The sequence below is a fragment of the Prosthecobacter sp. GW821-HT29F12 genome (assembly GCF_058803405.1).
Window position 1 is genome coordinate 6,610,872 of the sequence record NZ_CM179517.1, and the last position, 13,136, is coordinate 6,624,007.

General features: G+C 58.3%; 12 protein-coding genes. 9 read left to right on the forward strand and 3 right to left on the reverse strand.

The annotated features are described in order from the left end of the window. Window positions 1–6 precede the first annotated feature (6 nt). The 6 genes from AC3RLQ_RS27345 (at window position 7) to AC3RLQ_RS27370 (ending at window position 8,303) form a co-directional block, all read left to right on the forward strand. On the forward strand, window positions 7–1,401 hold the full coding sequence (locus AC3RLQ_RS27345; RefSeq protein ID WP_294229202.1) for an efflux transporter outer membrane subunit: 1,395 nt from the start codon (window positions 7–9) through the stop codon (window positions 1,399–1,401). A 46-nt stretch (window positions 1,402–1,447) separates the two neighbouring features. Next, a complete protein-coding gene (locus AC3RLQ_RS27350) occupies window positions 1,448–2,074 on the forward strand; it encodes a nitroreductase family protein (RefSeq protein WP_294229198.1) in 627 nt (208 codons plus the stop codon). Between the two features lie 72 nt (window positions 2,075–2,146). Then, the gene (locus AC3RLQ_RS27355; RefSeq protein WP_345780995.1) at window positions 2,147–3,217 is read left to right on the forward strand and encodes an HlyD family secretion protein; all 1,071 of its coding nucleotides are present in this window, start codon (window positions 2,147–2,149) and stop codon (window positions 3,215–3,217) included. Then, window positions 3,214–5,961, forward strand: a complete 2,748-nt coding sequence (gene rbbA, locus AC3RLQ_RS27360) for a ribosome-associated ATPase/putative transporter RbbA (RefSeq protein ID WP_294229192.1) — start codon at window positions 3,214–3,216, stop codon at window positions 5,959–5,961. Before AC3RLQ_RS27355 ends, rbbA begins: the two co-directional genes overlap by 4 nt. Before the next feature lie 2 nt (window positions 5,962–5,963). Then, entirely contained in the window at window positions 5,964–7,088 is a 1,125-nt protein-coding gene (locus tag AC3RLQ_RS27365; RefSeq protein ID WP_294229189.1) for an ABC transporter permease, read from the forward strand. Window positions 7,089–7,331: 243 nt separating this feature from the next. After that, window positions 7,332–8,303 carry a tyrosine-type recombinase/integrase gene (locus AC3RLQ_RS27370; RefSeq protein WP_493031815.1) on the forward strand — a complete coding sequence of 324 codons (972 nt, stop codon included), beginning with the start codon at window positions 7,332–7,334 and terminating at the stop codon, window positions 8,301–8,303. On the opposite strand, the gene AC3RLQ_RS27375 is transcribed toward AC3RLQ_RS27370, so the two are convergent. Next, window positions 8,300–8,749, reverse strand: a complete 450-nt coding sequence (locus AC3RLQ_RS27375; RefSeq protein WP_493031816.1) for a hypothetical protein — start codon at window positions 8,747–8,749, stop codon at window positions 8,300–8,302. The genes AC3RLQ_RS27370 and AC3RLQ_RS27375 overlap by 4 nt on opposite strands. Window positions 8,750–8,843: 94 nt before the next feature. Beyond that, complete coding sequence (locus AC3RLQ_RS27380) at window positions 8,844–9,095, reverse strand: hypothetical protein (protein WP_493031817.1); 252 nt, start codon at window positions 9,093–9,095, stop codon at window positions 8,844–8,846. Between the two features lie 107 nt (window positions 9,096–9,202). Between AC3RLQ_RS27380 and AC3RLQ_RS27385 the strand changes: the two genes are divergently transcribed. Continuing rightward, the gene (locus AC3RLQ_RS27385) at window positions 9,203–9,466 is read left to right on the forward strand and encodes a helix-turn-helix domain-containing protein (RefSeq protein ID WP_493031818.1); all 264 of its coding nucleotides are present in this window, start codon (window positions 9,203–9,205) and stop codon (window positions 9,464–9,466) included. Window positions 9,467–9,750: 284 nt separating this feature from the next. Here AC3RLQ_RS27385 and AC3RLQ_RS27390 read toward each other — a convergent pair whose 3' ends face one another. Beyond that, window positions 9,751–10,890: a site-specific integrase gene (locus tag AC3RLQ_RS27390; protein WP_461525601.1), complete on the reverse strand. Its 1,140-nt coding sequence runs from the start codon at window positions 10,888–10,890 to the stop codon at window positions 9,751–9,753. 1,067 nt (window positions 10,891–11,957) lie between these two features. On the opposite strand from AC3RLQ_RS27390, the gene AC3RLQ_RS27395 reads away from it, so the two are divergent. Both AC3RLQ_RS27395 and AC3RLQ_RS27400 read left to right on the forward strand, forming a co-directional pair. Next, a complete protein-coding gene (locus tag AC3RLQ_RS27395) occupies window positions 11,958–12,404 on the forward strand; it encodes a hypothetical protein (protein WP_493031819.1) in 447 nt (148 codons plus the stop codon). Between the two features lie 146 nt (window positions 12,405–12,550). Next, window positions 12,551–13,102, forward strand: coding sequence for a hypothetical protein (locus AC3RLQ_RS27400; RefSeq protein WP_493031820.1), 552 nt, complete (start codon window positions 12,551–12,553; stop codon window positions 13,100–13,102). Window positions 13,103–13,136 lie beyond the last annotated feature (34 nt).

Genomic DNA, 13,136 nt, shown 5'->3' on the forward strand with positions numbered 1-13,136 from the left:
CACCTCATGACCAAGACCCTTCTTGCAGCCCTTGCGCTTGGCCTCGCCTCCTGCGCCGTCGGCCCGAATTACAAGCAGCCCGACACCGCCGACATCACCCCCGCGAAATGGCGCTGGCAGACCGCTGCCCCGCGCGATGACACCGCGCGTGGCGAATGGTGGAAAGTCTTCCGCGACAGCGAACTCAACCGCCTCGAAGCCCTCGCGCTTCAAGCCAGCCCATCCTTGAAGTCCGCTGCCGCCCGCGTCGATCAGGCTCGCGCCTCCGCCCGCATCAGCGCCTCCGAGTGGGCGCCCGACATCCGCCTCAAAGGCGACACCAAGCGCGAGCAGTTCTCCGGCAATCTGCCCACCCCCGTGCCCGTTGCCATCCCGCGTGGGCGCGTCAACAGCTTCAGCACCATCATCGACCTCAGCTACGAGATAGACTTCTGGGGCAAGGTGCGGCGCGAAGTCGAGAGCGCCCGCGCCACCGCCGATTCCACCTCCGCCAGCTACCACAGCGCCATCCTCACCCTCACTGGCGATGTCGCCGCACAATACTTCCTGCTCCGCGCCGCCGATGCCGAACTCGACGCCCTGCGCCGCACCATCGCCCTGCGGGAAAAATTTGTGAACCTTCTCAACGACAAGTTCAAAGCCGGAGCCATCCCTGAGACCGATCTCGCCCGAGCCCAGACCGAAGTGGCCACTGCCAAGGCTGAACTCGCCGACGTAAAGCGCCAGCGTCAGGAAGCCAGCGACACTCTCGCCCTCCTGTGCGGCCAGCCCGCCAGCAGCTTCACCCTTCGCGAGCATCCCATCGGCTCCAAAGCCCCGCCCGTCATCCCCGCAGGCATCCCCGCCAGCATGTTGGAGCGCCGTCCGGACATCGCCGCCGCCGAGCGCATCGTCGCAGCCCGCAATGCCGACATCGGCGTCGCAACCGCCGACTATTTCCCCGCCGTCCGTCTCACCGGCACCGGCGGCTACTTGAGCAAAGAAGTGGACACCCTGCTCACCGGCAACAGCAAAGTATGGAGCATCGGCCCCAGCGTCAGCCTCCCGCTCACCGGCTGGGCCGTCATCCACTTCAACGTCAAGCGTCACAAAGCCGCCCGCGAAGAAGCCATCGCGAATTACCGCCAGACCGTCCTCACCGGCATCCGCGATGTGGAGACCAGTCTCGCCCAAACCCGCTACCTGCGCGAGCAGGCCAGCGCCATCGGCGATGCCCTCACCGCCTCCACCAAAGCCACTGACCTCATTCGCGAGTCCTATGAGCGTGGCACCCTCAGTTATCTCGAACTCCTCGACGCCGAGCGCACCCGCCTCCTTACGGAACGTCAGACCGCCCAAATCTCCGCGCAGCGCCACATCGCCACCGTCCGCCTGATCAAGGCGCTGGGAGGTGAGTGGTGATCGCGCGATTTTTTGACCCACCACCAAATACTCACCACACTTGGACATGCACACACTCGGAATCATCAATCAACGAATCTCGGCCAACAAGTTTGCCCCAGACACATCGCTCTCGCACACCGTAATCGAAGAATTGGTCGCTTGCGCCACACAGGCACCATCCTCGTTTAACCAGCAACACTGGCGCTTTGTTGCCATCACCGAGCCGCAGGACAAAGAACGACTCAAAGCGGTCGCCTACGGCCAGCAAAAGGTGATAGATGCGGCCGTCACCTTCATCGTATTGGGCGACCTGCTGGCCCACACGAAGCTAGCCGAAACTTTAGGTCGGTCCGTCAAGGCTGGCATAATCGACCAAGCTGTGGTGGACGGGATGGTCGGCATGGCTGGCCAGATGTATGCAAACCCAGCGGCCCAGCGTGACGAAGCCATCCGGTCGGCTTCGCTGGCAGCCATGACTCTGATGCTCGCCGCCGAAGCGAAAGGGCTGGTTTCCGGCCCGATGATCGGGTTTGACCCGGAAGGGGTGAAGCGGGAGTTCCAAATTTCCGAGCGCTACCTGCCGGTGATGCTCCTGGCGGTGGGTTATCCAGCTCCGGGCAACTGGCCCCGCAAAGTCCGCCTCTCCGTTTCCGAAGTCCTCACCTATGGCACCGGCGAATCTCTGGCATAGATCAAGGGTCCAAAGTGGAAGGGGGGCACCTCATGAACGCGCTTCTGCGCTGATTTATTTAACACGATGAATATGCTGAAATCCCGAATCTTGGCGGTAGCCGTCGTGCTCGCCTTAGTCTTAGCCGTGGCGGCTGTCCTTTTCTGGCGGCATGGCCTGAAGGGCGATCTTGCTCCAGGGGTCGTATCTGGCAACGGACGCATTGAGGCCACCGAGATCAATCTCGCAGCCCGAGTGCCTGGGCGTTTGGCGGAGGTTCTGGTGGGTGAAGGCGATTTCGTGAAGGAAGGCCAGGTGCTCGCCCGGATTCAGACCGACATTCTGGATGCCCAGTTTCTGGAGGCCCAGGCAAAGCTTCGGCAGGCGAAAAATGCGATCATCACCGCCCAGGCGCAGGTGACGGCGCGGGAGAGCGAAAAACTGGCAGCCGAGGCTGTGGTTCTCCAGCGCGAGAGCGAGGAGCAGGCGGCGCAGCAACGGCTGGTGCGCACCGAATCGCTTGCGACAAAGAATGCGGTGTCCGAACAAAACCTCGACGATGATCGTGCCCGCGCGAAAAGCGCAGAGGCGGCGATCAAGGCGGCAAAGGCGCAGGTGGCGGCAGCCGGGGGTGCTGTGGCCGCAGCCAGCGCACAGGTGCAGGATGCAGAGGTGATGGTGGAGGCAGTGCAGGCGACTGTGGGCCGCGTGCAGGCCGAACTCGATGACTGCACGCTGAAAGCGCCCCGCGATGGACGGGTGCAGTATCTGATCACGCAACCAGGAGAGGTGCTGGGCGCTGGGGGGAAGGTTTTGAACCTCGTGGATCTAGGTGACGTGTATCTGACCTTCTTTCTACCCGAGACAGTGGCGGGCAGGGTGGCGCTCGGCAGCGAGGTGAGGCTCATCCTGGATGCAGCACCGCAGTTTGTGATCCCGGCGCGTGTCTCGTATGTGGCGAGCGTCGCGCAGTTCACGCCCAAGACGGTGGAGACCGCGAGCGAACGCCAGAAGTTGATGTTTCGCGTCAAAGCGCAGATTGACCGTGGCTTGCTGAAAGAACATCTGGAGCGTGTGAAGACGGGGCTGCCGGGAGTCGCGTGGGTGAAGATCGACGCGCAGGCGGAGTGGCCCTCCCATCTGGCATTAAAGCTGCCCCAATGAACACCGCCGCCGTCGTTGCCAGTCTGCGCGGAGTGCGTCTCCGCCATCGACGCACGCTTGCGTTGGATGGCATTGATCTTGATTTGCCCGGCGGCAGCCTGGTGGGTTTGATCGGCCCGGACGGCGTTGGCAAATCGAGCCTCCTTTCCCTGATCGCAGGCGCACACAAGGTGCAGGCGGGCAAGGTGGAAACGCTGGGTGGCGACATGGCCAGCGCCCGACATCGCCGTGCGGTGTGCTCACGCATCGCCTACATGCCGCAGGGATTGGGCAAGAACTTGTATCTCACCCTTTCCATTGAAGAGAACCTGCAGTTCTTCGGGCGTCTCTTCGGGCATGACCGCGCCGAGTGCCGCCGCCGGATCGACGAACTGACGACGCGCACCGGTCTGCGGCCTTTCCTTGACCGCCCGGTGGGTAAGCTATCCGGCGGCATGAAACAGAAGCTGGGCATCTGCTGCGCGCTCATCCACGACCCGGACCTGCTCATTCTCGACGAACCGACCACAGGGGTTGATCCACTCTCTCGCAGCCAGTTCTGGAGCCTCGTGGACGGCATCCGCCGGGAACGGCCTGGGATGAGCGTGATTGTGGCGACGGCTTACATGGAGGAGGCAGATCGCTTCGACTGGCTGGTGGCCATGGATGCGGGCAAGGTGTTGGCCACCGGCACTCCCTCCGAACTGCGCACACGCACCGCGACGGATTCCCTGGATGCCACCTTCATCGCCCTGCTGCCGGAGGAAAAACGGCGTCTCCACCAGCCGGTGGTGGTTTCCCGCTTCGCCCCCTCCGAGAAGGATGTGACCGCCATCGAAGCACGGGGGCTGACCATGCGTTTCGGCGACTTCACTGCCGTGGAGCGGGTGGATCTGCGCATCCGGCGCGGCGAGATCTTCGGGTTCCTTGGCTCCAACGGCTGCGGCAAAACCACGACCATGAAAATGCTCACCGGCCTGCTGCCGCCCACGGAGGGCAAGGCATGGCTGCTGGGCCATGAAGTCGATCCGCGTGATGTCGGTACGCGTCGGCGCGTCGGCTACATGTCGCAGTCCTTCTCCCTCTACACGGAACTGACGGTGGAGCAAAACCTCGTTCTTCACGCCCGCCTGTTCCAGGTCCCTGCGGAAGAAATCCCGGCCCGGGTGGATGAGATGGCGAAGCGCTTCGGGCTTGAAGGCGTGCTCTCATCCATGCCTGAGGCGCTGCCGCTCGGCGTGCGGCAACGCTTGTCCCTGGCCGTGGCCATGGTTCACAAACCAACCTTGCTGATCCTCGACGAGCCGACTTCCGGCGTCGATCCCATCGCCCGTGATCAGTTTTGGCAACTCATGCTCGATCTGGCCCGGCAGGACAAAGTCACCATTTTCATTTCCACCCATTTCATGAACGAGGCGGAGCGGTGTGACCGCGTCTCGCTGATGCACTCCGGGCGGGTGCTCGTCAGCGGTCCCCCTGAAGAGTTGGTGAGGGACAGCAGTGCCCACTCGCTGGAGGAGGTGTTCATCAAACATCTTCAAGAGGCGTCGGCCAGCGACAATCTGCCCGCCGCATCCTCCCTGGCAGTGTCCCCGATGCCTGACGCCGGCCGTGTCTCCGCACCACCCGTACAGCGGGTCTTCGCCTTTGGCCGGACATTCAGCTACATGCGGAAAGAAGCGCTGGAGTTGCGCCGCGATCCGGTGCTTGCCGGCATGTCACTCTTCGGCACGGCTCTGCTCATGTTCGTCATGGGCTACGGCATCAGCCTGGACGTGGAAAACCTTAGCTTCGCCGTGCTGGACCACGACCAGACCACCCTGAGCCAAAACTATGTCCTTAACCTCAACGGCTCGCGCTATTTTGTGCAGCAGGCTCCCATCCTTGACGAAGCCGATCTCGACCGCCGGATGCGTTCCGGCGAACTGGCGCTCGCCATCGAAATCCCGCCCGGTTTCGCCCGCGATGCGCAGCGTGGAGCCCCCGTGCAAATCGGCGCGTGGGTGGACGGTTCCATGCCGCAGCGTGCCGAGACCGCGCAGGGGTATGTGTCGGGAATGCATCAGGGCTGGCTGGCACAAATGGCCGCGCGGAGCTCCGGGCTTGAGTCCGCTTCGGGTGCTCTGAACATCGAGACACGCTTCCGCTACAACCCGGATGTGCGCAGTCGGCCCGCCATGGTTCCGGCTGTCATTCCCATGCTGCTGCTCATGATTCCGGCCATGCTCACAGCACTCTCCGTGGTGCGTGAGAAAGAGCTGGGCTCCATCGTCAACCTCCATGTGACACCGGTGACGCGCAGCGAGTTTCTGATCGGCAAACAAGCGCCCTATATCTTTCTTGGGATGCTGAATTTCCTGCTGATGACACTGCTGGCTGTCACCGTCTTTGACGTGCCCGTCAAAGGCAGTTTCACCACACTTGCTGCCGCCGCGCTCATCTTCGTCGTGTTCGCCACGGGCTTTGGTCTGCTGGCCTCGGCATTCACCCGCAGCCAGATCGCAGCCATGTTTGTCACCATGATTGGCACCATGATTCCCACTGCCCAGTTCGCGGGCCTGATCAATCCTGTCTCCTCACTGGAAGGTGCCGGAGCAGTTATCGGAAGGCTCTACCCGGCCACGCACTTCCTGACGATCAGTCGCGGCGTCTTCAGCAAGGCGCTTGGTTTTTCCGATCTCCACGCCTCATTCATTCCTTTGATCCTGGCTGTCCCTGTGATCATGGGAGTCGCGATTGCCCTGATCCGCAAGCAAGACACCTGATCATGAGCCGTCTCGCCAACATCTATCGCCTGGGGGTGAAGGAACTCTGGAGCCTGGCCCGTGACCCGATGATGATGGGGCTCATCGTCTATGCCTTCACGGCCATGGTTTACATATCTGCCACGGCGATGCCGGAAGCACTGCATCATGCCCCAATCGCCATCGCTGATGAGGACACTTCGCCGCTCTCAGCCCGAATCGCGTCCAGTTTTCAGCGACCCAGCTTCATGTCACCCGCCATGATCTCCGCAGCCGACGTGGATGCGGGGCTGGATGCCGGAGACTATACCTTTGCCATCATCATCCCGCCTGATTTCCAGCGCGATGTTCTTGCCGGAATGCGTCCCACGCTTCAGTTGAATGTGGACGCCACGCGGATGAGCCAGGCATTCACGGGCAGTGGTTACGTCCAGCAGATCATCAATGGCGAGGTCACCGAGTTTCTCCAGCGCTATCGCGGCGTCCCTGCAGCCCCCGTGACTCTGACATTACGCGCCCGCTTCAATCCCAACCTCACCCCGGCCTGGTTCGGAGCTTTGATGGAAATCATCAACCTCGTCACCATGCTCTCCATTGTCCTGACCGGCGCGGCGCTGATCCGCGAGCGCGAACACGGCACTATCGAGCACCTGCTCGTCATGCCCGTGAAACCCGCCGAGATCATGCTTTCCAAAGTGTGGTCCATGGCCCTCGTCGTCCTCGTCGCGACCACACTCTCCCTGCTGTTCGTCGTTCAAGGCCTGCTGCATGTGCCCATCGAGGGTTCCATCCTGCTGTTCCTGACCGGCGCGGTGCTGCATTTGTTTGCCACCACTTCAATGGGAATCTTCATGGCCACGCTGGCGCGCACCATGCCGCAGTTCGGCCTGCTGCTCATCCTAGTCCTGCTGCCCTTGCAAATGCTCTCCGGAGGCATGACCCCGCGCGAAAGCATGCCGGAATTCGTCCAAAACATCATGCAGGCTGCACCTACGACCCATTTCATCTCAGCATCCCGCGCCATCCTCTATCGCGGCGCGGGCCTCAAAGTGGTGTGGCAGCCGTTTGTCCTGCTGCTTGCCATCGGCACGGTCTTTTACTCCGTGGCCCTGGCCCGCTTCCGCAAGACCATAAGCCTGATGGCGTGAACCATCAGGTGTCCAAAGGATTAGAAACGGACTTCTGCCAATTGTATTGGCGAGTCAGTCAGTGGTAGCAACGCGGGTTACAATTACCGGTTTGTTCCGATTTACGACAAAAAATTCTGTTGCTAAAAGAGCACAGATTCGAATCGCTTGGAGCACAATTGGAGCGAATATTTCAAATGATCCACATGGTATTGATAATGTATTTTATCACTACTATAATACGTTGATGATGAGGTAGTTGGAATGGTTAAAATTTCTTCAGGGTTGGTCGTCGAAACGAGCGAGCGTTTGCTCACGGCATCAGAATTTCAGAATTTGGCGAATGTGCCGCCGGAAGTCGAGTGGTTCGCGAACATTGAAAACGCGAACACGCGGCGGGCCTATCGAAACGATGTCCGCGAGTTCATGCGCTTTGCAGGCATTCACCAAGCGGAAGAATTTCGCCTGGTGAAACGGTCGCATCTCATTGCATGGCGCAAGCAGCTTGAGACGCGAACATTGGAAGCGTCCACGGTTCGCCGCAAACTCTCTGCTGTGGCTTCATTGTTTGACTACCTGTGCGAATGCAATGCCGTTCCGTTCAATCCGGCTAATGGCGTAAAGCGCCCCAATCAAGGCACGAATGAAGGCAAGTCTCCTGCGTTGGGAGATGCTGAGGCGAAAGCTCTGCTTGAAGCACCCGCACCTGACACTCTCAAAGGGCTGCGTGATCGCGCCATCCTCTCCATCCTGTTGTTTCATGGTTTACGTCGTGCAGAACTGTGTTCGCTCGCTGTCGGTGATTTGCAATCGCGCCGTGGTGTGATGCACTTCTGTGTTCACGGCAAAGGTGGCAAGATCCGCTTTCTGCCGGTGCATCCTCACAGCTTGCAGCGGATCAGCGAATACGTGGAACGCGCTGGACATGGAGACAAACCTGACAACGCTCTTTTTCGTCCGGTGAAAAACTCATCGGGCAATCTTGTCAAAGCACTCACGGGACACGGAGTTTACAAGGATGTAGTGAGAAAGTATGCGCGTGTGCTTGGCCTCGATCCGAGTGCTGTGTGCGTGCATGGACTGAGGGCGACAGCGGCAACGAATGCACTGGATCATGAAGCTGACATTGCCAAGGTGCAGGAGTGGCTGGGTCATGCGAGCATTGCGACCACGCGGCTCTATGATCGACGCAAAACCAAACCGGAAGACTCGCCAACTTTCAAAGTGAGCTACTAGCGGAACCACCAGCGCAGCTTTCGACGACGCTGCTTCGGCTTGGGTTTGAGCAGAGACTCAATGTAGGCGATGACATCGGGTTCTCGGAAGCGTTTGGAGTCCTTCCAAACCTTGTTGGGAATGGGCAAACTGAAGAACTCGCGCAAATCCTCATCCTGTCCTGCTGGTTGCTCGTGAACCCGTCCCTTGATGGCAGTCATGACTGCGGTCAGATGGAGGATGATGAGGTTGACAAAAATGCGTTCTTCAAGCGTGACTGGTTTGATGTTGAGTTTCGCTTCTGCGCTCAACACTCGCAGAAGGTTTGGCTTGTCGATCACCTGCTGCCAGATGGAGCGGTGATGCTCCGTGATGTTGAGCAGGTTGGAAATCCTGCGGATTCTGGTATCCACGAGAAAGGAACGTCCGGTAAAGAACAACCCGGCAACGATAGCGACGGTCTGCAACAGGTTGAACCAGTTGGCCCCGAACCACTCCACAAAAATCCCCACACCCTGCCTTGTAACAGAATGTGGGGACGAAGACAAGAGGGGTGAGATCTCATGCAAGGCGAGCGATGTCGCCTTTGGCGCGAAGCAGAATCTCGCGTGGGATGCGAATCACCCGCTCCTCCGCTGCGCAGCCTGCGGAAGCGGGAAGTGCCGGGATGGCTGCTGCGGTGATGTCCTGGCCGATGATGGCGAAATCGCCACTGTCGAGTTCCAGGATGTCAGGGCAGCCTGATGAACTCGAAGATTGTCTCCCGTCCTCGTGAGGATCGGGACCGATACGACGCTTAACGATGATGTTCATGATGGTGGATGTTTGTTCTGAAATCGGAACTTTTGTTCCGATAACGGAACTTTGTTCTGAAATCAGAACCGTCGCAAACGGAATCTGCTTTATTTCCTGAGGCTGTAATGTCCCGCACAGCCAAGAATCTCATAGGCCCTCAACTCGCCAAGCACCGCACGCATCTGGCGATGTCGCAGTCGGAGTTTGCGGGTTTATGTCAGCGTAGTGGTTGGGATGTTTCGAGAGAAACGCTGGCGAAAATCGAGTCGGGCATTCGCTGCGTGACAGATCTTGAGTTGGTTGAGATTTCGAGTGCACTAAAACTTCCCGTTCCCGTGCTTTTCCCGCCAGTAGAGCAGCATCGTTTTGGGCGAAAGGTGAATGAATGAATGCCTTTTTTTGAAGATGCCCGACAAAGCCACATACACTCCAGCGGAGTTTGCCGCCCTCTTTGGCAAGGAACGCACCTGGGGCTATCGGCAGCTCTATGCCGGGAAAGTGAAGGCCATCACGAAGCTGGGCCAAACACTCATCCCACAGTCAGAAGTGGATAAACTGCTAAACGGCGCGGAGCGCTATCGTGGCGCTCCCTCGCACACCAAACGGGTTGCCAAGAAGAAGGCGAAGAAGACAACGCCTGACTCGAAGGGTGCAAAGAAATGGACCGCAGCACTCAAGCAGCGAAAGAAACACGGCTCGCCGCCAGAAGTGAATGCTCGTTGCGCAAGTGCCCGTAAACCTTCATTGCCAAAATCCCTCCATCCCGATGACCCAGCCAGCGCGAGACAGTCGGTATATCAACGCCTGACTCGATACAAATCGTTGCGAAAAGATGGCGCAGGTCGTGGTGACTAAGCGGTGCGATGCCAATTCTTTTGGCCGCCCGCCCCATTGCCGTATAAGCACTTTTCACACGAATTACCGGCTCATCAAGCGAAACAGGTTTTCTGCGGGCCTTCATCTTCTCCAGCAACTCCCTGGCGGCTGCAATCATCGGAATGCGCCGAAACAGGCCGTTTTTGGTCCCGTCGGTGGGATCGCCAAGCACGAGAATTTCGCCTTTGGCAATATCGCAATGTTTCCAGAGCACGAACTTTGATTCACCAAGACGCATACCCGTGTATGCCAGAAACTCCACGAAATCTGCCTGGTCTTGAGATGTGCGGCCACGAGCGGCGCGAAGGGTGGTCACCCATTGTTTGAAGTTGCTTTTGCTGGGCAGCTTACCGGAAAGGTCTTTGGGGCGAATCTTTGCCCGCTTGACCTCAAGGGCAGGATTGGTGCGGCGCACCCCTTGTTTGATGGCGATCTTGAACAGGGATTTCAAAATCAGGAGGCAATTGTTGAAACGAGTGGGAGCCATCACTTTGACCGCCTCACCTGCCCATTGCTCGCAGTGCTGAACAGAGATTCGGCGCATTTCCAAAGTTTTGAAGTCGGGCCAAGTCTTCTTGATGAGGCCGACAATTTCCCTCCAGTAACGCTTCGTGCTCTTTTTGGTGGATGGGTCGTTTTGAAGCTGGCTTTCGCGGATCGCTAGCGCCTCCGCTCCAGTCATTTTCTCAGTGATGATGGTATCCTTGCCCAGCTCATCACGATGGGCGTTGTCCTGAAGAAGCTCGTTGAGCTGGGGTTTCGCAACGCTCAAAATCTTGGTTTTGAGACTGCGGAAAGTCGGTTTGCCGCCAATGGAGAGACGGGCATAATATGTGCCCTTCGTGTGACGGTAGAGATGGGGGATGCCGGAGAAAGTCCAAGTTTTTGAATCACTCATGGGGAAGCCGCTGTTACCCACGGAGAGGGGCGGCGGCATGAGTATAAAACAGGTGTATAAAACTTCAAGAAGAACCGTCTCAAACCTAAATTATGCAGGTATAATAGGGCCGAAAAGATGTTTTGTAATAGGACACTCCTGTCTGTCGACCAGCGTTCCCCAATCCCCCAGACCATCGAAAAGTCTCAACCTCACTTAACACCACCACTGCTGTCGCTCCTGGAAGGAGCAGAGAAATTAGCCGGTGGTGAAGCTAGGCTCGCCGAGCGAGAACCACCGGACCAGGGGATAATGATCTCAGTGTTCAAGTTCGCATGCCGAAGGTATGCGAGAAGATTTCAGCCACCCAGCGTTCACGCGTAGCACGCGCATCATCCTCAATGCCTTTGTTTCATCGAAGCAAAATCGGCTAAGAATAGGCACCCTGCTTTCCAACGCTCAAGGCCTCTCAATCAACGCGCCAGCGTCGTGGACTGCGGTGGCACAGATGCAAGGCGCAAGCCTGCATCGCCGACACCGCTTTCGCGAGGTGAAGCCCGTCCTTCCTCCTCAGCCCGCCCTCCAGCCTCCCAGCACCTCCTACGCAGGCTGCAGCCATCTTCCGCCTCCTCACTCCGCCATACGCCGACCCCAACGGGGTCACGTAACATAGCGAAGGGTTGCCGAGCCTTGGCGAGGCTACCCTGGTACCCATGTCAGTCACCGGAAAGCAAACCCATCACTCCGCCACACTCCACGGCCACCAGCAGCGTCTACAAAACGCCCCGCTGCGCATCCGTCCTTGAGCCGAGCGCATTCTGATTTTCTCCAAAACTCACGATCTCACGTCGGTGTACGTCTCCTCAATGCGTGGCGACATCTGCCGCCGCCGAATGACCATGCGCAACTGCTCCTCCAGGCGTGGTATTAGCGTTGTCGGGAGCGTTATCCGACGAAAGGGTGCAAAAGAACAAAGTTCTTGCGTGCGAATCGACGCTTTTGTGTGGCTTTGCGCAATATGACAACAAAACCATCGGCTATAAAAGTATTGGGACAAACCCAACGATTTTGTTGCTGATCCTTCTGTTCGCCTAACTGACCCATTTCCTCGCCTCAGCCACCGCAGCATGTCGCTACTCGAACTCCTCAATCAGCCACTCAAGAGTGACGAGATCATCGATCTGCTCGAGATGAACGATGCCGAAGTCACCTATGACTTTGACCGGAGCCACGAGAACATGCCCGACTCATATTCCACCCAGATTGCTGACCTTGGGCTTGAGCTCACGTTCGACGAGCATCAGAGGCTGCAGACTATTTTTATCAAAGTCGCGGATGTGGATGTCACCCCGGCATTTGACGGTGAGATCACACCTTTTGCGTCCATGGGGGAGGCGCTTGCATTTGCCGAGAAGGCCGGTTTACCCATGAGACAAGGCCGCTCCGAGTTGTTTGGGATACCGAGACATTGGATACGTCTCCAGCATCCCAGCCACTTTGCTCACTATGAGTATCAGTCCGAACAGTTAACAAAGATTTCTCTGACGACCCGAGACGTCTATGCCGCGCCTTAGGCCACCAAAGATCCACAGGCCATCGGCCACGTAAGGCGAACAAAACGGATGCAGTCCACGGATCGAAAGGCAACTGTGGTGTCTCAACGCTTCCCGCTCGCCATCGCCTGATCCTCCTGTTCGCCCAACCCACAGCGCCCCTCGCCATGAACACTTTTGGCACAGTCCTGCTCGCAATGGTACTCTGTTGCCGACTCGCCTCTGCGGGATGGGAGACCAACGTTGTCCCAAAGCTCAAAGGCGTTGACGGGGACAGATATGTAATGATTTACCAGCCGGATGCTGATCGAGGAACCAAGTCCATTGCAGGCTCTCTCAAAACCCTTTCAAGCTCTGGTCATCTGAGTTCACTTCAAACGCTCACGATTCACCAGTTAGTTGAGGATGCGACTTTCCAGAGAGAGCTCTTCGAGCAGATGGAGCGCATCGCACCAGAAGAATTGAAGGCTGCACGGCGCTCAGCAGGAAACATGCACAATCCCAAGATGACCGCTCTGCACACATGCTTTTCGCAGGCCGTCATGGCCACGCCGACGGTGACAGCGCTGAATCAGGCGCTTGGAAAGCACCGAATGAAAATCGTTCGTCCCTCATTTGAGAAGCTGGAGTTGCACAAGAAGGACCAGGCGGAGACCTTCCGGTGTTTTCTTTGGCTTACGGTTGAGCCGGCGTCCGCCCCGACAACTGAGAAGCCATGATCACGGCCACCGCGGGAGCAGAAGCTCTTCTCTG

What these genes read in the sequence shown, in the direction of transcription:
- AC3RLQ_RS27365 (WP_294229189.1), top strand. Translation starts at nt 5,964, where the DNA reads ATGAGCCGTCTCGCCAACATCTATCGCCTGGGGGTGAAGGAACTCTGG.
- AC3RLQ_RS27390 (WP_461525601.1), bottom strand. Translation starts at nt 10,890, where the DNA reads ATGCCGCCGCCCCTCTCCGTGGGTAACAGCGGCTTCCCCATGAGTGAT.
- AC3RLQ_RS27345 (WP_294229202.1), top strand. Translation starts at nt 7, where the DNA reads ATGACCAAGACCCTTCTTGCAGCCCTTGCGCTTGGCCTCGCCTCCTGC.
- AC3RLQ_RS27355 (WP_345780995.1), top strand. Translation starts at nt 2,147, where the DNA reads ATGCTGAAATCCCGAATCTTGGCGGTAGCCGTCGTGCTCGCCTTAGTC.
- AC3RLQ_RS27370 (WP_493031815.1), top strand. Translation starts at nt 7,332, where the DNA reads ATGGTTAAAATTTCTTCAGGGTTGGTCGTCGAAACGAGCGAGCGTTTG.
- rbbA (WP_294229192.1), top strand. Translation starts at nt 3,214, where the DNA reads ATGAACACCGCCGCCGTCGTTGCCAGTCTGCGCGGAGTGCGTCTCCGC.
- AC3RLQ_RS27395 (WP_493031819.1), top strand. Translation starts at nt 11,958, where the DNA reads ATGTCGCTACTCGAACTCCTCAATCAGCCACTCAAGAGTGACGAGATC.
- AC3RLQ_RS27385 (WP_493031818.1), top strand. Translation starts at nt 9,203, where the DNA reads ATGTCCCGCACAGCCAAGAATCTCATAGGCCCTCAACTCGCCAAGCAC.
- AC3RLQ_RS27350 (WP_294229198.1), top strand. Translation starts at nt 1,448, where the DNA reads ATGCACACACTCGGAATCATCAATCAACGAATCTCGGCCAACAAGTTT.
- AC3RLQ_RS27400 (WP_493031820.1), top strand. Translation starts at nt 12,551, where the DNA reads ATGAACACTTTTGGCACAGTCCTGCTCGCAATGGTACTCTGTTGCCGA.
- AC3RLQ_RS27380 (WP_493031817.1), bottom strand. Translation starts at nt 9,095, where the DNA reads ATGAACATCATCGTTAAGCGTCGTATCGGTCCCGATCCTCACGAGGAC.